Below are 21,856 nucleotides of genomic sequence, written 5' to 3'. Positions count from 1 at the left end.
ACGGTCGGCGGGCGGGGCGGCTCTCTGCGGTCAGGCGGCGAGTTCGCCGGCCTGGAGCTGCCAGAGGGATGCGTAGAGTCCGTGCTGGGCGAGGAGTTCGTCGTGGGTGCCCTGTTCGGCGACGACGCCCCCCTTGTCCATGACGTAGATCCGGTCGGCGTGGCGGACCGTGGAGAGGCGATGGGCGATGACGAGCATCGTCCGGTCGGTCGCGAAGGTGCGCAGCGTGCGCTGGATGGCGGCCTCGGTCTCGTTGTCCACGGCGGAGGTGGCCTCGTCGAGGATGACGACCGGCGAATCCTTGAGGATGGCGCGCGCCAGGGCGATCCGCTGCCGCTGGCCGCCGGAGAGCGCGGCGCCGCGTTCGCCGATCAGGGTGTCGTAGCCGTCCGGCAGCGTCGCGACGAAGGTGTGCGCCTCGGCCATGGCGGCGGCCTTGACCACGGCCTCGTCCGAGGCTCCGAAGCTGCCGTAGCGGATGTTCTCGGCGATGCTGCCGTCGAAGAGGAACGGGTCCTGGGCGACGAAGCCGATCGCGTGTCGCAGGTCGTGCCGCCGCAGGTCCCGGACGTCCTGTCCGTCGAGCAGCACCCGGCCGGACTGCGCGTCCTGGAAGCGCATCAGCAGCTTGGCGATGGTCGTCTTGCCGGAGCCGGTGGCGCCCACCAGGGCGGTCACCCGCCCGGCCGGGACGGTCAGCGAGAGGTCCTCCAGCGCCGCCGGTCGGCCGGGGTAGCCGAAGGTGATCCCGTCGAGGACGATCTCGCCCCGCACCTCGGCGGGGTCGAGCGTCCCGTCGCCGCCGTCCTCCTCGACGGGCAGGGCACGCAGCCGCTGGACCCGGTCGTAGGAGGCGAGGGTGCGCTGGTACTGGTCGGCGATGCCGCCGAGCCTGCTCATCCGCATCAGCAGCATCTGGGGCAGCCCGATCAGCGGACTGAACACCTCGAAGCGCAGGGTGCCGTTGAGCACCGCACGGCCGCCGATCAGCAGGGTGCCGGCCATCGACGCGGTGGTGCAGGCCCGGACGGACTCGGCGTGGCGGATCGTGCTCCGATCGGTCTGCCGACTGCTCTCCTGGACCTCCTCGCTCAGCCCGTCGATGCGCCCGGCCTCGTAGTCCTCGGTGCAGAAGCTCTTGACGGTCGCACCGGCTTCGAGCGAGTTGATCACCTGGCTGCCCAGCCTGGCCCGGCGCTCGCCGGCGGCGGCGTAGTCTGCCGCCGCCTTGTCCTGGTGGCGCAGCGAGAGCCAGGCGATGACCGGGATCGGCAGGAAGGCGATCCACGCGATCTGCGGTGCCAGCAGGAGGAACGCCGGTACCAGGAGGGCCAGGCTGGTGCCGAGTTGCAGCACGTCGTTGGCCGGGCCGGCGAAGAAGGCGCCCAGCTGGCCGACGTCGTTGGTGAGCGTGCCGGCCACCCGGCTGGTCCGCTCGCCCTCCAGGTGCCCCAGTTCGAGGTGCTGGACGTGCCGGTAGGTGCGGCCGCGCCAGTCGTGCTCGATGTCCTGGCCGAGTCGGCGCCACTGGAGGTTCGAGGCGTACGAGAGGCCCGCCACCGCGGCGCAGGCGGCGGCCACCAGCCCGGCCAGGCCCCAGAGTTGGGCGGAGGCGGTGGTCAGGCCGAGGCTGACCAGCGGAGCCGCCTCACCCTTGATGAGGACCAGGCCGGTCCATCCGAGGAAGGTGCCGAGTGCCACTTCCGCGGTCTGGCAGGCGACGGACAGGGCGGCGGCCCGGTAGAGGCGGCGGCGGTGCGGTCCGACGATCTCCAGCAGGGGGTGGCGTTCGGTACCGGGCCCGGCCGCGTCCCGGGACGCCGCGACCGTTCTGTGCCAGGCCTTCCGCAGGACCACCGCGGTCGCCGCGGCCACCCCGCCCACCGCCACCAGCTGCCTGGTCAGCGCCGACCCCTTGATCAGCGCGACCCCGGCCGCCGCCCCGCCGCCGACGGCGAGCACGGGGCGCACGACCAGGCCGCGGCCCGTCTGCGGGGCCGGCGCGGCGGCGGGCCGGGCCGGCGCCTGGCGTCCCGCCCCGGTCAGGTCCTCCGCGACCCGGGTGACGGCCCTGCGGACGATCCGGCCGATGTCCGCGGCGCGCAGCCGCGCGTCGTGCCGGACGAGCACCCCGCCGGTGACCGGGTTGGCCTGGGCCTCGGTGATCCCCGGAACGCGGCGCAGCGCGGCGGCGAGGATCTCGGCCGTCCGGGGCCGTCCGAGCACCAGCTTGACGTCCCAGCGCTGGCGGCCCGGGGTGACCGAGCGGGGGCTCGCGCCCGGTTCCACGGAGCCGAATCCGGCTGCGGCACCCAGTAGCGATGGCATGTGTACGATCACCTGTTTGCGGAGGTCACGGAGAACTGTCACGGGAACGACGGATCACGGCGACGGAGCGGGAGATTCTGGACAGCGTTTCGGTGCGGCCGAACGGCCTGCGAACGGCCGCCGCCGGGGCGCGTTCCGCCGAAATCGATCGGCGTGCGCGCCTGGCGGCGGCCGCGGTTCCTCACGGGCCGTCAGTGCGACTTTCCGGCGGCGGTGCCGGCGGTCGCCCGGATCTTCGGGGTCCTCGGGTCCCCCTCGGCGTGGCCGGCGGCCCCTCCCTTGGCGCCGTTCCCGGCGGTGTGGCCGCCGTCACCGGAGTGGTCCTCGGTCTCACCGGCGGCGATCTGGGCGGCCACCACATCGGCGGCCACTTCTGCCGCGAGGTCGTGGATGTTCTCCCCGGCCTCCTGGGCCGCCTTCTTCACCTCCATCACGAGGCCGACGGATGTCTTGACGACTCCACGCACCAGTGGCTTGAGAAGTCGCTTGGCCAGCGGCGCGACGATGAGACCGACCAGGAAGGGGGGTACCAGGGGTGGCATGATGCTCCGTCCTCTCTACGCAGACGTATGACAGGGAACCCGGGCGCGGCGAACGCCGGAACAGCGCACAGCCGGGCGGATGGAAGCATTCCATCTCGGAATCCGGGATTCACCTACCGAATCGGTTGCCGGACACCGGAACGCGCCCTCCGATCCCATGGTCACCGTAGTCGAACCGTGTCGGCCTGAGCCAAATGGATTCTGCCGGATTCACTCGTGTGAGTGGTCATGGAATTTCCGCGACACCCGAATCCCGGCGCACTCGAACACCATTTGTGCTATTACCCGATTGTCCGCCTCGAATGAGCGTCACCTTGCCGCGCCGCCCACCACCGCCGCCCCGGGACCGGCGGCTTCCCACCCCCGTCGGACTCGCGGCAGCGGGGCCCGCCACCCCCTCGTAAGGGTGAACGAGGATCGCCCGCCCCGGTGCCCCGGACGGCTCCCGGACCAGCCGGCCAGGCGCTTCCGGACGGTCGAACACGTTGGCGCTGCCGGGTGGTTGACTCACCACGACCAGAGCCCGGTGGCACCATGGCGCCATGCCCCGACGCCCTCGGCCGGCCGTCCTGGCAGCAGCCCTCAGCGCCTCGGCCGTCGCCCTGGGCGGGTGCGGCGGCGTCGCCCCCTCCTCGACGACCACCCCCGTGGTGGAGCACGGCACCGTCCGGATCGCCGAGGCCGGCGAGATCCCGAGCTTCGACCCGTACTCCGCCTTCGGCGCCTCCCAAGCCCGGTACGCCTACGACTCGCTGGTCAACCCCGCTCCCGACGGCACCCTGGTCACCGGCCTGGCCTCCTCCTGGCAGGCCACCGCCACCACGGCCGCCTTCACCCTCCGCCCGGGCATCACCTGCTCCGACGGCACCCCCCTCACCGCCTCGGCGGTGGCCCGGGCGCTCACCTACGCGGACGACCCGGCCCACCAGCTCGCCGGCGCCCGGACCGTCCTGCCGAACGTCCCGTTCACCGCGAGCGCCGACGACGCGACCGGCACGGTGTCGGTGACCGCCGCCGCCCCCTTCCCGTTCCTCACCCGCACCATCGGCCTGCTGCCGATCGTCTGCCCCACCGGCCTCGAGCCCCGCTGTCCGCACAGCCGGGACCGCTGCGCCGAGCAGGCCCCACCGCTGGAGGACCTCGACGCGGGCCACCGGGTCGCCTGCTGGTATCCGGTACCGGTGGCAGCGGCCCCGGAGACGGTGGCCGCCTCATGACCGTCCTCCGGGTGACCGACCTCACCGTCCGCCACCCGGGCCCGCGCGGCCCGGTCACCGCCGTGGACGGCGTCTCGCTGGAGGTCCCGTCCGGCACCACGCTCGGCCTCGTGGGCGAGTCCGGCTCCGGGAAGTCCAGCCTGGCCCGCGCGATCGTCGGGCTCCTCCCCGCACACGGCGGACGGGTCCTGATCGACGGCCGGGAGGTCCGCACCCGCACCGTGGGCGACCGGCGCCGGCTCGGCCGCCTCGTCCAGGTCGTCCTCCAGGACCCGGACACCGCGCTCGACCCCAGGATGACGGCACGCCAGACGCTCGCCGAGGCCGCCACGGTCTTCCGCCGGCTCGACCGGGCCGCCCGCGCCGCGCGCGTCACCGAACTGCTCGGTCTCGTCGGCCTCGACCCCCGGCTCGTCGACCGCCTGCCGCGGCAGCTGTCCGGCGGCCAGCGTCAGCGGGTCGCCCTCGCCCGTGCCCTGGCCGTCGAGCCCGGCCTCCTGATCGCGGACGAGATCACCTCGGCGCTCGACGTCTCGGTGCAGGCCGGCGTCCTCCACACGATCCGCGACCTCCAGCGGCGGCTCGGCCTGTCGATGCTGTTCATCGGCCACCACCTGCCGGCGGTCTGCCACGTGTCCGACGCCGTCGCGGTCATGCGGCACGGCCGGATCGTCGAGACCGCCCCCACCGGGAGGATCCTGTACGCACCGCGGCATCCCTACACCCGAACGCTGCTCGCCGCCGTTCCCTCCCTGCGCGGCTCCCCACCTGAGCAGCGGACCCCGTGACCGTCGGTCCCCGGACACGGTGGCCGCCGGAGTGCGGATGACGGGCGCCGCCACGGGCATCCGCGGCAACCGTTCGTGAACGCCCCCGGCGTGCCACGTCACCACAGCTCCGACCAGGGTGCTCCTCCCCTCGGCTCCGCGCGGACGGTCAGGGGCCGGTCGCCCGCAGCTCCCGCAGCAGGCCCTCGACCACACCGACCACGAACTCCGGCGCCTCGCGCGGGAAGTCGTGGCCCGTCCCCTCCGGCGTGTGCACCAGCCGTGCCCTCGTCGACGCCGCCAGGTACCGGACCCTGCTGCGGAGGTAGAAGCCGCTGATCCGCTCGGCCTCGGCGGCGTCCCGGGCAGCGGCCAGCACCGCCTCACCGCCGGTGAGGTCACGGGGTACCGCCAGCACCAGCGGCAGGTTCCCGAGGTCCCCGTCGTACACCACGGTCTCCCAGCCGACCCTCGCCAGCCCGGACGGCGACAGCTCGGCGAAGGCCGAGGCTGCCGCGCAGCCCTGCCCGACCCGGACCGCCGCACCGCGGTGGGCACCGAACAGTTGCCGCACCGCCGTCAGCAGGAAGCCGCGGCGCACCGCCGCGAGCTGCCCGTTGGGCGGCCCGAAGGCGACGACCTCCAGGGGCGTCGGGTCGAGCAGGACGAGCCCCGCCACCAGGTCCGACCGCCGCCTCGCCGCGTTCGCGACCAGCAGCCCGCCGAAGGAGTGGCCGACGAACACGAAAGGGGCCCGCTCCCCCGCTGCCGCCAGGGCTGCCAGCAGTTCCTCCGCCTCACCCGCCGTCGTCCGGGGGAAGGGCCCGACATCGCTCCAGCCCGTCCCCAGCCGGTCGACCAGCACCGACCGGCTGCTACCGGCGAGCGCCGTGTGCAACGCCCGGAACTCCGCACCGGGGGCATGCCCGCCGGGCATCCAGACCACCGTCGGCCCACCGCCCGCTTCCCCCTCGCCCAGGACGTGCATCCGGTGCCCGCCCACGTCCACCAGCCGCCCCGGTGGCGGATTCGCCCGCGCCTTCCGTGCCAGCAGCACCAAGTGCCGCGCGGCGCCCGCCGCCAGCAGCACTCCGACGGCCACCGCCAGGCCACCGAGCACCACCGTCCAGGCCGCTTCCGCGCCGACCAGCCCGACACCCGCCCCCACCACCAGCACCGCGACCGGCACCCCGAGCCAGTCCCGGCTCAGCAGCGCGAGCAGGGAATCCGCGGCTCGTCCGTCCCGGCGCATCGACCCTCCGCAAAGGCATTCGAAATCCGATCACCACCAGTATCCGCTCCCGTCCCATCCGTCCCCACTCGGACCGCGGTGGACACGCGACAGCTGCCGTCCCGTGGCAGGACGAGGTACTTCCGGCACCGCGATTGTCAAGCAATCAAATGTTTCCTCACGCTCACGGATTAAAGAGCGATCTCCTCACCTGATTCCGTGAGACGATTCGGCGTCGGAATTCAACGGCCCGACAGCGCCGGACCATTCACGGACGCTATTGAAAGGAAACGGAATATGGGAGTTCATCGAGGTGCGCCGATCGCACCAGGGCGGAGCGCCGCGGCATGACCGTGGCCCTGGACCAGACCCTGTTCCACCAGACCGGCGCCGGCCTGTCCGTGCCGTTCACCATCGCCGGGACGGGGATGTACCTGCCACCGGCGGTCGTCACCAACCAGGAACTCACCCGCACGCTGGACACCAACGACGAATGGATCACCAGTCGCACCGGGATCCGCGAACGCCGCCGCCTGGCCCCGCACCTGGCGACCTCCGACATGTGCGTCGCCGCCGCCCACCCGGCCCTGGAAGCCGCCGGCGTCGAGCCCGCCCGGCTGGACGCGGTCATCGTCGCCAGCTACACCGGGGACCAGCCGCTCGTGTCGACCGCGCTGATCGTCAAGGACGCCCTCGGCGCCCACCGCGCGCTGTCCCTGGACGTCACCCAGGCCGCCTGCGCCTCCGGCGTCCAGGCCGTGCTGATCGCCGCCCACCTCCTGCAGAACCCCTCCATCACCACCGTCCTGGTCCTCGCGGCCGACTGCGCCTCCAGGATCACCGACCCCACCGACCGCACCACCGCCGTCTTCTTCGGGGACGCCGCGGCAGCCGTCGTCCTCACCCGCTCCGACACCCCCGGAGCGGGCCTGCTCTCCTACGACCTGGGCTCCCAGCTGTCCTACGCCGTCGAGATCCCCGCCGGGGGCTCCCGGCTTCCCGCCAGCACCGCCACCGTCGCCGCCGGGAACCACTACCTGCAGATGGACGGCCGTGCCGTCTGGAGCGCCGCGACCACCCGCCTGCCCGAGAGCATCGCCAACGCCGCCCGGCGCGCCGGCGTACCGATCGACCGGATCCGGCACTTCTTCCTGCACCAGGCCAACCTGAACATCCTCACCGAGACCGTGGCGGCCCTGGACATCCCCCGCGAACGCGTACCCGTCACCGTCGACCGCATGGGCAACACCGGATCGGCCGGCCTGTTCACCGCGCTCCACTCCGCCGCCTCCGCAGGCTCGCTGCTCCCGGGAGACACCTACGTACTGTCCGGGATCGGCGCGGGCTTCCAGTGGGGCACCCTGTGCCTCCGGCACGCCTGAACGCCCCTCAGGACCGACAAGGCCCTCCCGCGTCCACGCCCGCAGCCCCTCCCGCGTCCACGCCCTGCGTCACCTCACGACTCCGACCGTTCACGGACGAGTGAATTCCCGCTCTATTCCCGGCGCACCCGTCGCCGCGAACGCCAGCATGGGCGGCATGACCACCACGCGCCCCCGGGCCGAGCGGGCCGAACAGGCCCGATCAGCCGCAGCCGAACTCTCCTCCGACGGAATCAACGGGGTGGTGTTCGGGTGGGTCGACAATGCCGGGATCACCCGGGTGAAGTCCGTCCCGCTCACCCAGCTCGTGCACGCCGCCACGTACGGGGTCGGCGCCCTGCCCTGCTTCGACCTCTCCCTGGTGGACGACTCCTTCGCCACCACACCGTCGAGCGCCGGCCCGGTGGGCGACCTGCGACTCGTCCCCGACCTCGACCGGCTCGCCCCGCTCGCCGCCCAGCCCGGCTGGGCCTGGGCCCCGGCCGACCTCTACACCCAGGACGGCGCCCCGCACCCCGGCTGCCAGCGCGGCTTCGCCCGCCGCGCCACCGAGGCCGTCGAGCGGCGCGGGTTCTCGGTGCGGGCGGGCATCGAGATCGAGTGGGTGGTGGCCGACGCCGCCGGGCACCCCGCGACCGTCGAGCCCGCGTACGGGATGGCCCGCTTCATCGAGCACTCCGACTACCTGGGGGAGCTGCTGCACGCCCTCACCCGGCAGGGGGTGGCCGTGCTGCAGCTCCACCCCGAGTACGCCGCCGGGCAGTTCGAGATCTCGGTCGCCGCGGAGGGGCCGGTGGAGGCGGCCGACACCACGATGCTGGTGCGGCACACCATCCGGGCCGTCTCCGCCCGGCACGGCCTGCGGGTCTCGTACGCGCCGGTCTTCACCAAGGGCGCGATCGGCAACGGCGCCCACCTGCACCTCAGCCTCTGGCGGCAGGGCCAGAACCTCGGGCACGGCGGCCCCGGACGCCACGGGCTGCACCCCGAGGCCGAGCAGTTCCTCGCGGGGGCGCTGGCCGAACTGCCCGCCCTGCTCGCCCTCGGCGCGCCCGGCGTCGCCTCCTACCTGCGACTGGTCCCCTCCTACTTCGCCGGGGCCTACCGCTGCTGGGGCCTGGAGAACCGTGAGGCGGCGCTGCGCCTGATCGCCGGCTCCACCGCCGGGCAGGCCAACGCCGAGTTCAAATGCTTCGACGCCGCCGCCAACCCGTACCTGGCGGTCGGCGGCGTGCTCGCCGCCGGACTCGCCGGACTCGACGCCGGACTCTCCCTCCCGCCCGAGACCCTGAGCGACCCCGCCGCCCTCGGCAGCGCCGAACGCCTCCCGGCGAGCCTGCCGGAGGCGACCGACGCGTACGAGAAGTCCGCACTGCTGCGGCAGGCACTCGGCCCCGAGCTGTACGAGAACGTGCTGGCCGTACGGCGGGCGGAGGCGGAGCTGTTCGCCGCGCACACGGACGAGGACGTCATCGAGGCCGTCCGCTGGCGGTACTGACGGAGCGCCGGCTCCCCTTCTCCAGCTCTCGGACGCTCCACCTCTCGAACGCTCCAGCTCTCGAACGCTCCGCAGGTGAGCGCCCGCAGGGATACCCCGGATCGGTGCTGCGGTACCGGCCCCGGGCTGCCCCTTGACCCCGAGCCGGTCGGCCGGTCCGCGGCATCCGCGGGCCGGCCGACCGCGTGCTCAGCCCCGCGTGGACCCGACCGGCAGCCCCGCGGACCCGGTGGCCCGTGGCGCACCCTTCGCTGCCGTGTCCTGCGCCGAGCTTCCGGGAACCGGATCGGTGCCATCGGGTTCCAGCGCCTTCGCCATGTAGACCGCCTCGGCGCCGTAGCTCACGGGCAACCCGATCTCGGGCTGGGCCCGGAAGCCCAGCAGCTTCCACATCGCCTGCGAGCCCTGCACGGCGACCAGGGAGAGCGTCCGGTGGCGGGCCGTCCGCCCGACCGCCTCCAGGTGCCGCTGCATCCGGCGGGCCAGTCCCCGACCGCGATCCCGCTCCGCGATCACCAGGTCATGGAGGTGCAGGTTGCCCCCCGGGTCGTCCTCCCGCACCGCGCCGTGCTCGGCCGAACTCAGGTCCGGGCAGCGGAAGAGCGGGTACGGCAGTGCGAGCAGGTAACCGCCGAGACCGCCCGCGTGCGCCAGCACGAAGCAGGTCGAGGGCGAGGCGCGGTGCCGGGAGCGCAGGGCCTCCTCCCCCTCGGACAGGCCGCTCGCCGCGTAGGCGCGTTCCTCCAGCGCGACCACCTCGTCCCAGTCCTCTTCCTGAAGCAGCCGAATCCGGGTGTCGCTCATGCGGCTCCTCCGTCCGGGGCCGAACCGCCCACGCAGGTGTACGGCAACGGCCGGAAGCCGTTGAACCCCTGGGTGGCGTAGGCGGCGGCGTACGCACCGCAGGAGTGGACCCAGACCGGATCGCCGGAGGCGACCGTGCGCGGGACCCGTACTAAGCCGTCCTCCTGGGCGTAGGCGTCGTCGCTGTCGCAGGTCGGACCGGCCACCACCGCGTTGACCAGCTGCCCGCCGGAATGGCTCGGGAACTCCAGCCGGTACTGCAACTGGTCCATTTCGTACAGGCCGTTGAACTTTCCGCAGCTGAGGTAGAGCCAGTCCTCACGGATGCCGTCGAGCCGGTGGCGCGAGGTGAGCCGGGCGACGTGGGCACGGATCGCGCCGTGGTCGGCGACCAGGTGGCGGCCGGGCTCCAGCAGGAATTCCAGCGGGGCGGCGTTGACGGCGCGCAGTCGTTCCATGCCGTCGCGGATCACCGCGAACATCTTGTCCAGCGGAGGTTCCAGCGGTCGGCCGCGCCGGTCGAGGACGCCGAGGGCGGGCAGCCCCCCACCGAGGTTGATCCGGTCCGGAACGATGCCGTGCCGGTTGAGCGCCTCCAGCAAGCCGGCCAGCGTCTCGACCGCCTCACCCCAGGCTTCGGCCGTCATCTGCTGGGACCCGACGTGCACCGACAGGCCGGAGGGCACCAGTCCGGCGGCCCGGGCGGCGTCGAGCACCCGCAGGGCGTCCTCGGGCGAGCAGCCGAACTTGCGGCTCAAACCCCACAGCGCGCCGTCACCGGTGGTCGCGACCCGGCAGAACACCCTTGATCCGGGGGCGTGTTCGGCAATCGCGGCGACGTCCTCCGGGCTGTCGGTGGCGAAGTCACGCACACCCAGCCGGTAGGCCTCGGCGATGTTGCCGTCGGACTTGACAGTGTTGCCGTAGTGAACCCGTGCGGGGGCCACCCCGGTGCGCAGCGCCTGGGCGATCTCCTGCGGGCTGGCCGCGTCGAAGCCGGACCCGAGCCCGGCGAGGTGGTCGAGCACCTCGTCCACCGGGCAGGCCTTCATCGCGAACCGGACCGAGACGCCGGGCAGTTCGGCGCACAGGGCGAGGTACTGGCGCCCGATGCCGTCCAGGTCGTAGATGATGGCGTCCTCCGTGGCGGCGGCGAGCGCGGCACGCAGAGCGGAGTGGTCCTGCCGGCCCGGGTGGCTGTACTGACCGGGGAGGAGCACGGTGGACGGGTGCACGGTGGCCGACGCAGTCAGGGCGCGGTGGCCGGTTCTGCCGCAGTCGGCCGTCCGGCGCGGTTCGGCGATCTGACGCGTGTCGGTGGCCTGAGGCCTCACGTGTGAACTCCCAATTCCGGCTGGATGATCGGCGCCACGAGCTTGCCGGCGCCAAGAAGATGAGACGAGGGGCCCGAAGGTCGGCCAGGACGCCTGACCCGGATTACTCCCTCGCCGCACTCTATGTACTTTCGGCGTCCGTGCCCGCGCCCGCCGTGCGCCCTGTCCGGCCTGCCGCCCGCCGAGGCAGTGCACCGCCGCGTCGGCGGTACCGCGCTCGAACCGGGCAGTGGGGGAACCTCCGGTCCGGCCGAGGTACCAGGCGCGTAGCGCACGAACGCGCCTGGCGGCGCCGACGAGACGCCAGGCCCCTGGGACGTTCCCGGTCCCGTTCCTGCCGGTCCCTGTCGGCAGGTGCAACGGGGCCCTGATTCACCTCTCGACACGCAGAATCACCCGAACGGCGCCAATGCGGGCCTCCTCGGCCTTGACGATCAGGTCCCGCCGGACGCTGTCGCGGATCGCCCGTGCCCACGACCGTCGGCTCCTCCCCAGCGAGTACGACGGCCTCGACGACGAGGACCCCGGCACCGGCGACGCGGAGGAGTGGGACGACAGGCAGGCCGAACTGCGCCAGCACACCAGCCGCGAACGCTTCGCCCCACTCGTCCGCGAAGCCGCCGCCCACCCTCGACCGCCTCATCCGAGGTGCGGCGGTCCCGCGCGCGGTGCACCCCGCCGACCGGCCATCGCCGCCGGCCGAGGGAGAACCCCGGGTCAGCGCGGGCTCACCTCCTTCGCCACGGCGGACCAGATGGTTGTCGATCTTCCAGGCAGGGCCGGGGACCCGTACTCGGCGGCGACACCCTCGGACCTCGCTCCGCGGATCAGCTCGGCCCGCAGGTCCGTCTGCCCGGGGCAGCGGTCGACGAGCAGCTTGTCGTCCGCCCCCGCACACCGGAGCACCGAAGCGCGGCCGATTCGCGCGGCGCCCGCCTTCTCGACGGGGCACCTAGAATGAGGGACCATCGCGAGTGGTCGGTCCGCGCACGCACCGAACGCGCGCACGGGGTGAGGGAAGAGGTGTGCCGTGCCCGACGCAGGCTCCGTTGCGTCCACGCTCGCAGCGAAGCTGGACCGGCTGTTCGATGTGGTCCGCCGGCCGGATCGCGAGCAGTACACCCACGAGGAGGTCGCCCGGGCCTGTCGGGAGGCGACCGGTGAGAGCTTCTCGGCCACCTACCTCTGGCAGCTCCGGACCGGCCGCCGGGACAATCCGACGAAACGCCACCTCGAAGCGCTGGCACAGTTCTTCCAGGTGCCGCCCACCTACTTCTTCGACGACCGGCAGAGCGCGCGGATCGCCGAGGAGTTGGCACTGCTGGGCGCGCTGCGCGACGCGGGCGTACGGGACGTGGCGTTGCGTGCGGTGGCGCTCTCGCCCGAAGGGCTCGGCACGATCAGCGACATGATCGAGGCCATCGCCCGCCGCGAGGCCGGTGGCAGGTAGCGGAAATCGGTGTCGAATCGGTTCTCCCGGCGCTCCCCCGTCCGTAGGATCACCTCCCGACCGAGGGCGGTCGGACACCAGGGGGTACAGGCGTGGGGCATTCGGGTGGGGTCGATCACGAACTCTGGCGGCGATGTCGGGGAATCGCGGAGTCGATACCGCTTCCTGAACCGTTCGGCATCTCGGCGCTGACCGAGTCGCTCACGCGGTCGCGCGGCAGACCCATCGAGCTGATTCCCCTCTCCGGCCCGGCGCCCTCACCCTGCGGCGTGCTGATCAGCACCGACCGGGCCGACTACATCGGCTACGCGGTCGACACCACGGCACTGCACCAACAGCACATCGTGCTGCACGAGATCGGCCATCTGCTCTGCGGTCACACGGGGAGCACGGGTGTCGCGGGTGGCACGGGTGGCACGGGTGGCACGGGTGGCGTGGGTGGCGTGGGGCTGAGCACGACGGTGTCGCGCGCGCTGGCGCCCCGGCTGCCGGAGGAGCTGGTCCGACGGGTGCTCGGCCGGTCGGTGTACACGGAGCGGCAGGAGCAGGAGGCGGAGCTCGTCGCCTCGCTGGCACTCCACCGCGTGCTGCAGCGTCCCCGGTCGGCGGCGTTCGGCCGACTCGGTGACGGGATGGCGCAGTTGTGGCACGCGGTCGGCCGGCCGCGCGACGCGGTGCGGCGCGGGTGACCGGGCCGCCGGCGCCGGCGGCCCGCCGAACCGGTGCGGTCACCCGCTGGGAGGACTGGGGCGGACGGGTGCGCGCCCGGCGCGCCCACCGCAGGATCGGCCCGCTCTGGTCGGCGATGCGGTCGGTGGTTCCGGAGATCGAACTCGTCACTCAGGACGAGCACTTCGGGCGTGCGCGGAAGCGCCGGCGGGACATACGGTTCGCCCTCTACCGGCGCATCATCGAGATCCGGGACGGCCAGCTGTCCCTCCGCTCCCACCTGCATCCTCAGGTACCGCTCTGGGTGGAGGAGGTGATCGGGCCGGCCCGCGACGAGGAGTTCGCCGTCGTGGTGGAGGCGGCCGCCATCGCCGCCGTGCTGGAGGCGGCCCGGGCCCGGCACCACTTCCCCGCCGGCCCCGGCGAGGGGTTCGTGCCGCACCCGCTGGTGGCCGAACTCCGGGAGGAGGCGGCCTGGCTGGTCAGGGTGGCCGCCGCCTACACCGGTTCGCCGGCCGTGGCCCACGTCCGCAGGCGGGTCCGCGAGGAGCTGGCCAGGGCCGCGGTGCCGCACTGACCCGTGGCCACCGGCACCGGTCCGCCGACCCACCGGCTCCCGCCGGTCGGGCACGCCTCCGTCGGCCCGCCGCACGGGAGGTGGCGGCGGGCCGACGGGGCCCGTCCCGGCGGAGCCGGGGCGGACAGGAGGGATGCGGACGGCTCAGGCCCGGGCCAGCTCCGGCATCAGCTCGTACACCTGCTCGGCGGAGTCGGGATCCGCCTCCAGGCAGGCGAGCAGGTCGGCCCTGGCGTGGTCCACCCGGTCGAGTCCGATCAGGCACCGGGCCCGCTGCAGCCGGGCGTCCACGTCCTCGGTGGAGTCGACCACCTCGTCGAGCAGCCGGAGGGCCTCCCCGAGGCGTCCGGCATCGTGGTGGACCACCGCCAGGTTGAACCGCATGCCGGGCTCCGCGGAGAGCTCGACGGCGCGCGTCAGACTGGTGCCGGCCCCGTCCAGGTCTCCTTCCTGGTAGCGGAGTTCACCGAGCAGCGCCCACGCCTGGGCGCAGTCGGGGTCGGCGGCGAGCGCGGCCGCGTAGGCCTCGGCGGCAGCCGCGGTGTCACCGTCGGCGACCAGCAACTGTCCCTTCAGGCAGAGCAGTCGGGGGTCCTCCGGGACGCTCGCGAGTCCCGCCCGGACATCCTCCCGGGCGCCCTGCCGCTCACCCGCTTCGAGCAGCAGGGCGGCCCGGTTGAGGCGGGCGTCACCGAACTCCGGATCGAGCTGGAGGACGTACCCGAAGTCCGCCACCGCGGCTTCGGTGTCGCCGAGTTCGGCCAGCACGTCGGCGCGGTTGAAGTACGCCTCGGGAAAGGGCGGCGAGAGCCGGATGGCGCGGTCGTAGTCGGCCAGTGCCTCCTCCGGCCGGCCGAGGTCGCGCCAGAGCGCGCCCCGGTCGAAGTAGTACTCGGAGTAGTTGGGGTCGCACTCGATCACGGCGGTGTAGTCGGCGACTGCCTCGGCGTGGCGGCGCAGGCCCGCGTACACCTGCGCGCGGTTGTAGCGGAGCACGGAGCGGTGCAGGGCGTGCTCGTGCGGCTCCAGGGTCTCGTCGAGTCGCGCGATGCAGCCGTCGAGCAGCTCCAACGCCGCGTCGAGGCGGCCCTGGTGGACCTCGATCAGCGCGAGCCCGTTGCGGTTGAACACGACGCGCGCCTCCCGCTCCTTCGGGTCCGGGTGCCAACGGGCGAAGGCGATCGCCTGGTTGACCCAGGCGCGCGCGAGCTGATGGTCGCGCCGGGAGGCGTCGAAGTGCCGGGTGTGCAGCATCGCCGTGGCGTACGCGGCCTGCATGTGGACCTCGGGCGAGGCGCTGAGCGCCCGGGCCTCGTCGTACAGCGGCAACGCCCGCTCGGCCAGGCCGAGTGCGGCGAAGGAGGTGGTCATCTTGGTGGTGAAGGCCCACCAGTTGGTCGGGTCGCTCTCGTGGGTGACCAGCCGCCGGCCCCGCTCACCGATGTCCACGACGGCGTGGTAGAAACCGAGGTCCATGCAGTGGTCGAGGGCGTGGCGCAGCGTGTCGGCGCCGGCGCCGGACGGGTCACTGCCGTGCTCCGCGTGCCAGGCGACGGCGCCCAGCCGCAGGGACGACTCGCCGACCGTCTCCAGCTCCGCCCGCCGCAGGTCGTGCAGCCGGGCGCGTTCGGGGCCCGGCACGGCCAGGTAGGCGGCGAGCTCGTCGGGGTCGTCGCCGACGCCGTCGGCGGCGACGTGGGCGCGGGCGAGCGCGGCGGTGCCGGCCGCCGTCCGGCGGGCGTCCCCGCCCGGGGTGCCCTCCTCCGGCACGCCCTTCTCCGACGCACCGGCGTCCGGCGCGTCGAGCAGCGCGCAGTGGGCGGCGAGCGCGGCCGCCAGCACCTCGCTCCCGGGGCCTCCGGGGTGCTCCAGCGGCTCGGTTCCGGTGGTGACCACGACGGTGAGCAGCTCCGGATCGATCCGCCGCAGCAGGACGGCGAGGAACTCGCCGTCGGTGGGGTCGGCCCGGTGGGCGTCCTCGACGATCAGCGCGCGCGGGCCCGGGCCGGCCGCGCGCAGGTACGCCTCCAGGAACTCGACCAGGCCGTGGGCGATCCGCAGGGTGCGCAGCGCGGAGTAGAACCTGGTCCGCTCCTTGGGTACCGCCAGCGAGGTCAGCGTCTCGCGGGTGGCGGGCACCAGGCCGTGCAGTTCGGGTGTGGTGGAGAGGATCTCGATGTCGTGCCCGGTGACGGCCTCGGGACAGCGCGCGAGCGCGTCCGGGACGATCGCCCGCAGGATCGAGCCGACGGCCGTGTAGGGACCGCGCAGGCGGCGGTCGGCGTTCACCAGGGCGAGGACGGGCGGCAGGTCGAGCCGCTCGCGGGCGTCGGCGCGGTCGGGGCGCCGGGCGGCGCGGACCCAGTGGTGACGGTGCTCGGCCATGGCGCAGCTGCCTTTCGTGCTTCGTGCGACGACGGGATGGCGTGGGTGGGCGCGGTGACGGGGTGGAACGCGGTGGGACGCGGTGCCGACGCCCGACGGCGCGCGGAGGGCGGAGGGCGGAGCAGCCGGGGTCAGGCCGCGCGGGCCGCGCGCCGTTCTCGGGCGGCGAGGACGACGACGGCGGCGGTCTGCCCGAGGCTGAGGAGCATCAGGGCGAGCGAGTCGAGGCGGCCCGCCACCGAGGCCTGGCCGCTCAACCGCAGCCACACGTCGTGCAGGAGCCGGTAGGCGGTCGGCACGACGACTCCGGCGAACATCGTGAGGGTGAACGCGTAGCCCACGACCATCAGCCAGGCGTACCAGCGGGCGGCCCGCCGGTCGACCGGGTGGTGGGCGGAGAGGTCCAGCCGCGGCCGCCCGGTCCCCCGCCGGGCCGCGTCGCGCAGGACGTCGGCCGCGGCGGCGTGGAGGTTCACGCTGCCCAGGATCGTGCTGAGCAGGACGTAGAGGTCGGTCCGCAGGTAGAAGAAGCCCTGCCAGGCGAGGCGCAGCACCGTGGCGTAGGCGATCGCGAGGCAGAACGACGCGACTCCGCCGGCGGCGCCGAGCGTGGCGTCGGCGACGAGGGTGAGGACGGCGATCGCCAGGACGTCGGCCAGCATGCCCGCCATGATCGGCAGGTAGCGCTGCCGCCGGGGCACGCTGACCAGTCCGTCGAGGGAGGTCTCCAGGACCAGGTAGACCAGGCGGTGGCCCACGGAGAGCTTCGACCGCAGGCCGAGCCGGCGGCCGGCCAGCGCGTGGAAGGCCTCGTGCAGGGCGAGCAGCGGCACCTGGCCGAGGAACAGCACCAGCACGACCAGGGTGTAGGACGGGCTGAAGAAGATCTTGTCGATGGTCGGGACCAGTCGGGGGACCCGGATCATCTCGACGACGGCGAGGGCCGTCAGGAGTGCGTAACCGATCAGGGCCGGCCGGCTGAACACCAGTCGGCCCAGCCGCTGCCAGCGCACCGGCGCGGTCTCCTCCGCGGGGGCGTCGGCGGGGCGGACGAGGCCGAGGTCCGCGAGGGCCTCGATCAGGTCGGCGATGTCGACGCTCTCGCCGTGCGCGGCCTCGTAGCGCTCGGCGGCCTCGCGCGGGGTGGCGCCGTCGGCGAGCATCCGGACCAGTTCGGCGCCGTCGGCCGGGAACACGGCGTACGTGTCGGTCTCCGGGCTGCCGATGGTGACCTCGTCGGCCTCGGCCAGGTAGACGAGCCGGCGCAGTGGCACCGGGCGGTCCAGGTCGAGGCCGGGGGCGTCGGAGCTGCTGTCCAGGTCGGCGTGCACGGATCCTCCTGCGGGAGGTAGGCGGAGGGCGGGGTGGCGCGGTGCCGGCCGACAGTGCCTCGTCGGGCCGGCACCGCGCCCCCGTACCCGGGGGTCGGGATCAGACCTGGACCATGCAGTCCCACGGCAGGTACAGCGCACGCGCCGTGCTGGTCAGGCGGACCGGGCCGGCCTTGCGAACGACGATCTTCTTCATGACGGACACCTCCTCTTTCGACTTCCTCGACTGATCACCGGGTTCGGCCATGAGCTGAGATGAATCAACATCTGACGTTCAATCACATCAGCTTGGCCAGGCACCAGAGTGCTGACGATGTGGTGATCGCGTCAAGGGATTGAATCGACCGATTCAGAGGGCACCGGGGCACCTGGAGAGATTCCGCAGGTCGCAAGCGGCGTCCGGCAAGCGGCACCAGGGATTCCGGGCCGGGTCCGGGCCGCCCAGCGAGGAAGGTCCGCGCCAACATATAAACTGAAATGAATAACAGGACGACGATGACGTACCTCAGCTGAGGTACCGGACGGGGGCTCCCGCCGCTGCCGCCACGTCGAACCGGTCACCCCCGGCCAGGACACGGACGGGCGCGGATGCGAGCGGGAGCGGACCGCGGTGGTGGGGTGCGGCGGGCCGCACCCCACCCGGTCACAGGGTGCGGGTCAGACGCTCCGTGAGGAGCCTGGTGAAGCGGGCCGGGTCGGGCAGGTCACCGCCCTCGGCGAGCAGCGCGCTGCCGTACACCAGCTCGGCGATCTCGGCCAGCCCGGGGTCGTCGGCGTTCGCCTCGTGCGCCGAGCGCAGCGCGGTGATCAGCGGGTGCGTCGGGTTGAGTTCCAGGATCCGCTGGACCGGGGGCATCGACTGTCCCATCGCCCGGTACATCTTCTCCAGGGTCGGGGTCATGTCGTGGGCGTCACCGACGATGCAGGCCGCCGACGTCGTCAGCCGCGACGACAGGCGGACCTGCTTCACCTGCTCGGACAGGGTCGTCGCCAGCCACGGCAGCAGGGCGGTGAACTCCTGCTCGCGCCTGGCCTTCTCGCCCCCGGCGTCCTGGTCGCCGTCCTCCGGCTCGTCGAGGTCGACCTGGCCCTTGGCGATGGACTGCAGGCGGTGCCCGTCGAAGGCGGGGATCCGGTCGGCCCAGACCTCGTCGACCGGGTCGGTGAGGATCAGGACCTCGAACCCCTTGGCGGCGAAGGCCTCCATGTGGGGCGAGTTCTCCACCATGGCCCGGTCCTCGCCGGTCAGGTAGTAGATCGCGTCCTGGCCGTCCTTCATGCGCCCGACGTACTCGCGCAGGGTGGTGGGCTGCTCCGCGTCGGCCGTGGAGGCGGCCGACACCAGCTCCAGCAGGGCCTCGGTGTTGTCGGTGTCCTCGATCAGGCCCTCCTTCAGCACCCGGCCGAACTGGGTCCACAGCTTCGCGTAGCGCTCGGCGTCGTCGGCCTGCACGCCCTTGAACGCGGCGAGGACCTTCTTGACCAGCCGCCGGCGCACGCCGCGGATCTGGCGGTCGTGCTGGAGGATCTCGCGGGAGATGTTCAGCGACAGGTCGTGGGCGTCCACGACGCCCTTGACGAAGCGCAGGTAGTCCGGCATCAGCGCTTCGCAGTCGTCCATGATGAACACGCGCTTGACGTACAGCTGCACGCCGCGCTTGGCGTCGCGCGAGAACAGGTCGAACGGCGCCTGCGACGGGATGAACAGCAGCGCCTCGTACTCGAAGGTGCCCTCGGCGCGCATGTGGACGGTCTCGGCCGGCGGGAGCCAGTCGTGGCTGATCTGCTGGTAGAACTCGTGGTACTCGGCCTCGGTCACCTCGCTGCGCGGCCTGGCCCACAGCGCCTTCATCGAGTTGAGGGTGTCGACCGTGTGCGTGGTGGCGCCGTCCGCGTCGGTGTGTTCGGCGGCCATCCGGATCGGCCAGCGGATGAAGTCCGAGTACTGCTTGACGATCTGGCGGATCGTGGATCCGGCCAGGTAGTCGGCCAGTCCGTCCTCGCTGTCGGTGGGCTTGAGGTGCAGGGTGACCGAGGTGCCCGCGGGCAGTCCGTCGACCTCCCTGATCTCGTAGGTGCCCTCGCCGTCGGACTCCCACTGGGTGCCCGTGTCGGTGCCGGCCCGCCGGGTGCGCAGGGTGACCCGGTCGGCGACCATGAACGCCGAGTAGAAGCCGACGCCGAACTGCCCGATCAGGTTCTGCGCAGCGGCGGCGTCCTTGGTCTCCTTGATCTTCTCCAGCAGGCCCGCGGTGCCGGACTTGGCGATCGTGCCGATCAGCTCGACGATGTCGTCCCGGGTCATGCCGATGCCGTTGTCGCGGACGGTCAGCGTGCGGGCGTCCGCGTCGACCTCCAGGGCGATGTGGAGGTCGGAGATGTCGGCGTCGAGGCCGGAGTCGATCATCGATTCCAGCCGCAGCTTGTCCAGTGCGTCGGAGGAGTTCGAGATCAGCTCTCGCAGGAAGATGTCCTTGTTCGAGTAGATCGAGTGGATCACCAACCGGAGCAACTGACGTGTCTCGGCCTGGAATTCCAACGTCTCGGCTGTGCTACCCACGCGGGGCCCCTTTCCGGGAGCAAGATGGTGAACGGTAACGGCACGTGCCCGGGTGACTCCCCGTCGGCACCGGAATGATAGGCGCCCCCGCCGGCCGCCGGCTTCGGGGCCGGGGGCATACGGCCTCCTCCCCTCCCCACGCCCGGACGGCCGAGCCGCCCACCTCCGAGCAGCGCGCCCCGCCGGGTCGCCGCCGCGCACGGCGGCGACCCGGCGACCCGTCGGTGTGCGGTGCGGCGGTCCGCTTCCCCCCAGCGGGGTCACTCCCCCGGGAAGGCCACACCCAGGTCGCGGCGGACACCGTCCAGGACGCGCATGATGTCCAGCGTCTCGGAGAGCGGCATCAGCTCGGACTCCAGCCGCCCGGCGGCGACGCACCGGGCCGCCTCGGCGGCCTGGTAGCTCAGGCCCCCGTCGCGCCGCACGGGGACGAACGTGTCGATCGGCGTGTTGTCCCGGCCGATGAGACGCACCCGCGTGGACCCGTAGAACGGCCCGTCGATCTCCAGGCGGCCCAGCGTCCCCGAGATCGACGCCGTGGTCGGGGTCACGGCGAAGAGCGACGTGTTCAGCACGCCGTGCGCTCCGGATCCGCCGGTGACGACGATCGTCGTCTGGCCGTCGACCCCGGTGAAGGCCTTGGTGCCCACCGCGGTGACCGAGGCGAACGGCCCGAGCACCATGGAGGCGAAGGAGACCGGGTAGACGCCGAGGTCCAGCAGCGCCCCGCCCGCGAGCTCCGGGGCGAAGAGGCGGTGCGCCGGGTCGGGCTCCATCGCCTGCCCGTGGTCGGCGAGGACGGTGTGCACCTCCCCGAGCAGGCCGGCGGCGAGCACCTGGCGGACCACGTCGATGTGCGGCAGGAAGCGCGTCCACATCGCCTCCATGAGGAACACCCCGCGCTTGCGGGCCGCTTCGATCAGCTCCTCGGCCTCCCGGGCATTGCGCGTGAACGCCTTCTCGACGAGGACGTGCCGGCCCGCCTCCACCGCCAGCATCGCCTGCTCGAAGTGGCCCGAGTGCGGCGACGCGACATAGACGATGTCCACCTCGCCGTCCTGGACGAGTTCGGCATAGCTCCCGTAGGCCCTGGGGATGCCGAACCGGTCGGCGAACGCACGGGCCCGCACGGCGTCGCGTGAGCCGACGGCCACCACCCGCTGCCCGGTGTGCGTCCGCAGCGCCTCGACGAAGGCGGCCGCGATCCCCCCGGGGGCCAGGACCCCCCAGTTCAGCGCCGGGGCCTCGCGAGGGGAAGGTGTCCGCGGTGCGGGCAGCGTGATGGGTGCCGCCCCCTCCGGGACGACCGGCCGGTCCTGCGTCATGGTGGTTCCTCTCGATCGCCTGTGCGTATGGTGCACGCGCCGTAATGGAATCCGCCCGCACCGCCGCTCGGCAACCCCTGCCGAGGAACCGGCCCGCCCGACCCGTGCGTCGCCCCGGTCGGCGCGCACCACCGCTGCCCGGCCCGCGTCCTCGGCCGGCGCCCGACGAGCCCCCGCCCGACGAGCGCCCGCCCGACGCGTCCCGCCGACGTTCGTGCGAGGGCAGGGGCTCTTGCCCGATCGGGCAATGTCGGCGTGCGCCGCCCGATCCCCGAAAGCATCCCGTTGACACCGAAGTTGGTCTAGTCCACCGTGGTGAAGCAAGGTCGTCCACAGGAGTCCGGCGGAGGCCCGCGACCCGGCACCGACACCGCCCGGGACTCACCGACCCCCTCAACTCGACTGCTTCACAGCAGCTTTGAGTGAGTCATGCGATATTGCCATGCCTTGATCCTC

At 73.0% G+C, this 21,856-nt stretch carries 16 protein-coding genes; 7 read left to right on the top strand and 9 right to left on the bottom strand.

Annotation, left to right across the window (positions count from 1 at the left end; translation table 11 throughout):
* Positions 1 to 30: 30 nt before the first annotated feature.
* Together ACIQTO_RS32800 and ACIQTO_RS32795 are read right to left on the bottom strand one after the other, a co-directional pair.
* Entirely contained in the window at positions 31 to 2,328 is a 2,298-nt protein-coding gene (locus tag ACIQTO_RS32800) for an ATP-binding cassette domain-containing protein (RefSeq protein ID WP_402395858.1), read from the bottom strand.
* A gap of 191 nt (positions 2,329 to 2,519) precedes the next feature.
* The gene (locus ACIQTO_RS32795; RefSeq protein WP_402395855.1) at positions 2,520 to 2,870 is read right to left on the bottom strand and encodes a DUF5132 domain-containing protein; all 351 of its coding nucleotides are present in this window, start codon (positions 2,868 to 2,870) and stop codon (positions 2,520 to 2,522) included.
* A gap of 542 nt (positions 2,871 to 3,412) precedes the next feature.
* On the opposite strand from ACIQTO_RS32795, the gene ACIQTO_RS32790 reads away from it, so the two are divergent.
* Together ACIQTO_RS32790 and ACIQTO_RS32785 are read left to right on the top strand one after the other, a co-directional pair.
* Positions 3,413 to 4,087, top strand: a complete 675-nt coding sequence (locus ACIQTO_RS32790; RefSeq protein WP_402395853.1) for an ABC transporter substrate-binding protein — start codon at positions 3,413 to 3,415, stop codon at positions 4,085 to 4,087.
* On the top strand, positions 4,084 to 4,875 hold the full coding sequence (locus ACIQTO_RS32785) for an ABC transporter ATP-binding protein (protein WP_402395850.1): 792 nt from the start codon (positions 4,084 to 4,086) through the stop codon (positions 4,873 to 4,875). Before ACIQTO_RS32790 ends, ACIQTO_RS32785 begins: the two co-directional genes overlap by 4 nt.
* 148 nt (positions 4,876 to 5,023) lie before the next feature.
* On the opposite strand, the gene ACIQTO_RS32780 is transcribed toward ACIQTO_RS32785, so the two are convergent.
* Positions 5,024 to 6,106, bottom strand: a complete 1,083-nt coding sequence (locus ACIQTO_RS32780) for an alpha/beta hydrolase (RefSeq protein ID WP_402395848.1) — start codon at positions 6,104 to 6,106, stop codon at positions 5,024 to 5,026.
* Between the two features lie 326 nt (positions 6,107 to 6,432).
* Here ACIQTO_RS32780 and ACIQTO_RS32775 point away from each other — a divergent pair, with 326 nt between their 5' ends.
* Together ACIQTO_RS32775 and ACIQTO_RS32770 are read left to right on the top strand one after the other, a co-directional pair.
* Positions 6,433 to 7,467 (top strand): 3-oxoacyl-ACP synthase III family protein, encoded by a 1,035-nt coding sequence (locus ACIQTO_RS32775; protein WP_402395846.1) that lies wholly within the window; start codon positions 6,433 to 6,435, stop codon positions 7,465 to 7,467.
* A gap of 157 nt (positions 7,468 to 7,624) precedes the next feature.
* Positions 7,625 to 8,965: a glutamine synthetase gene (locus ACIQTO_RS32770; RefSeq protein ID WP_402395844.1), complete on the top strand. Its 1,341-nt coding sequence runs from the start codon at positions 7,625 to 7,627 to the stop codon at positions 8,963 to 8,965.
* Between the two features lie 189 nt (positions 8,966 to 9,154).
* Here the strand turns inward: ACIQTO_RS32770 and ACIQTO_RS32765 are convergent, their stop codons facing one another.
* Positions 9,155 to 9,769, bottom strand: coding sequence for a GNAT family N-acetyltransferase (locus tag ACIQTO_RS32765; protein ID WP_402395842.1), 615 nt, complete (start codon positions 9,767 to 9,769; stop codon positions 9,155 to 9,157).
* On the bottom strand, positions 9,766 to 10,989 hold the full coding sequence (locus ACIQTO_RS32760; protein WP_402395943.1) for a type III PLP-dependent enzyme: 1,224 nt from the start codon (positions 10,987 to 10,989) through the stop codon (positions 9,766 to 9,768). The genes ACIQTO_RS32765 and ACIQTO_RS32760 overlap by 4 nt, the downstream gene beginning before the upstream one ends.
* 1,144 nt (positions 10,990 to 12,133) lie before the next feature.
* Between ACIQTO_RS32760 and ACIQTO_RS32755 the strand changes: the two genes are divergently transcribed.
* The 3 genes from ACIQTO_RS32755 (at position 12,134) to ACIQTO_RS32745 (ending at position 13,799) form a co-directional block, all read left to right on the top strand.
* Positions 12,134 to 12,553, top strand: a complete 420-nt coding sequence (locus tag ACIQTO_RS32755) for an XRE family transcriptional regulator (protein WP_402395840.1) — start codon at positions 12,134 to 12,136, stop codon at positions 12,551 to 12,553.
* 269 nt (positions 12,554 to 12,822) lie between these two features.
* Entirely contained in the window at positions 12,823 to 13,242 is a 420-nt protein-coding gene (locus ACIQTO_RS32750) for a hypothetical protein (protein ID WP_402395837.1), read from the top strand.
* Positions 13,239 to 13,799: a DUF6545 domain-containing protein gene (locus tag ACIQTO_RS32745; RefSeq protein ID WP_402395835.1), complete on the top strand. Its 561-nt coding sequence runs from the start codon at positions 13,239 to 13,241 to the stop codon at positions 13,797 to 13,799. The genes ACIQTO_RS32750 and ACIQTO_RS32745 overlap by 4 nt, the downstream gene beginning before the upstream one ends.
* A 144-nt stretch (positions 13,800 to 13,943) precedes the next feature.
* Here the strand turns inward: ACIQTO_RS32745 and ACIQTO_RS32740 are convergent, their stop codons facing one another.
* The 4 genes from ACIQTO_RS32740 to ACIQTO_RS32725 form a co-directional block, all read right to left on the bottom strand.
* The gene (locus tag ACIQTO_RS32740; RefSeq protein ID WP_402395832.1) at positions 13,944 to 16,184 is read right to left on the bottom strand and encodes a tetratricopeptide repeat protein; all 2,241 of its coding nucleotides are present in this window, start codon (positions 16,182 to 16,184) and stop codon (positions 13,944 to 13,946) included.
* A gap of 131 nt (positions 16,185 to 16,315) precedes the next feature.
* Positions 16,316 to 17,515, bottom strand: coding sequence for a hypothetical protein (locus tag ACIQTO_RS32735; RefSeq protein ID WP_402395829.1), 1,200 nt, complete (start codon positions 17,513 to 17,515; stop codon positions 16,316 to 16,318).
* A gap of 643 nt (positions 17,516 to 18,158) precedes the next feature.
* On the bottom strand, positions 18,159 to 20,075 hold the full coding sequence (gene htpG, locus ACIQTO_RS32730) for a molecular chaperone HtpG (protein ID WP_402395827.1): 1,917 nt from the start codon (positions 20,073 to 20,075) through the stop codon (positions 18,159 to 18,161).
* Positions 20,076 to 20,335: 260 nt separating this feature from the next.
* Positions 20,336 to 21,400 (bottom strand): Gfo/Idh/MocA family protein, encoded by a 1,065-nt coding sequence (locus tag ACIQTO_RS32725; protein WP_402395825.1) that lies wholly within the window; start codon positions 21,398 to 21,400, stop codon positions 20,336 to 20,338.
* Positions 21,401 to 21,856 lie beyond the last annotated feature (456 nt).

Origin of the sequence: Kitasatospora sp. NPDC091207 (assembly GCF_044768625.1) — a bacterium.
Lineage (GTDB): Bacteria > Actinomycetota > Actinomycetes > Streptomycetales > Streptomycetaceae > Kitasatospora.
Note: the sequence above shows the minus strand (reverse complement) of the source record. Positions and strands in the feature narration are given on the sequence as shown.

Bases quoted from the DNA above. Each gene is read 5' to 3' on its own strand.
- ACIQTO_RS32770 (WP_402395844.1), top strand. From the start codon at position 7,625: ATGACCACCACGCGCCCCCGGGCCGAGCGGGCCGAACAGGCCCGATCA.
- ACIQTO_RS32725 (WP_402395825.1), bottom strand. From the start codon at position 21,400: ATGACGCAGGACCGGCCGGTCGTCCCGGAGGGGGCGGCACCCATCACG.
- ACIQTO_RS32800 (WP_402395858.1), bottom strand. From the start codon at position 2,328: ATGCCATCGCTACTGGGTGCCGCAGCCGGATTCGGCTCCGTGGAACCG.
- ACIQTO_RS32785 (WP_402395850.1), top strand. From the start codon at position 4,084: ATGACCGTCCTCCGGGTGACCGACCTCACCGTCCGCCACCCGGGCCCG.
- ACIQTO_RS32765 (WP_402395842.1), bottom strand. From the start codon at position 9,769: ATGAGCGACACCCGGATTCGGCTGCTTCAGGAAGAGGACTGGGACGAG.
- ACIQTO_RS32780 (WP_402395848.1), bottom strand. From the start codon at position 6,106: ATGCGCCGGGACGGACGAGCCGCGGATTCCCTGCTCGCGCTGCTGAGC.
- ACIQTO_RS32740 (WP_402395832.1), bottom strand. From the start codon at position 16,184: ATGGCCGAGCACCGTCACCACTGGGTCCGCGCCGCCCGGCGCCCCGAC.
- ACIQTO_RS32795 (WP_402395855.1), bottom strand. From the start codon at position 2,870: ATGCCACCCCTGGTACCCCCCTTCCTGGTCGGTCTCATCGTCGCGCCG.
- ACIQTO_RS32775 (WP_402395846.1), top strand. From the start codon at position 6,433: ATGACCGTGGCCCTGGACCAGACCCTGTTCCACCAGACCGGCGCCGGC.
- ACIQTO_RS32790 (WP_402395853.1), top strand. From the start codon at position 3,413: ATGCCCCGACGCCCTCGGCCGGCCGTCCTGGCAGCAGCCCTCAGCGCC.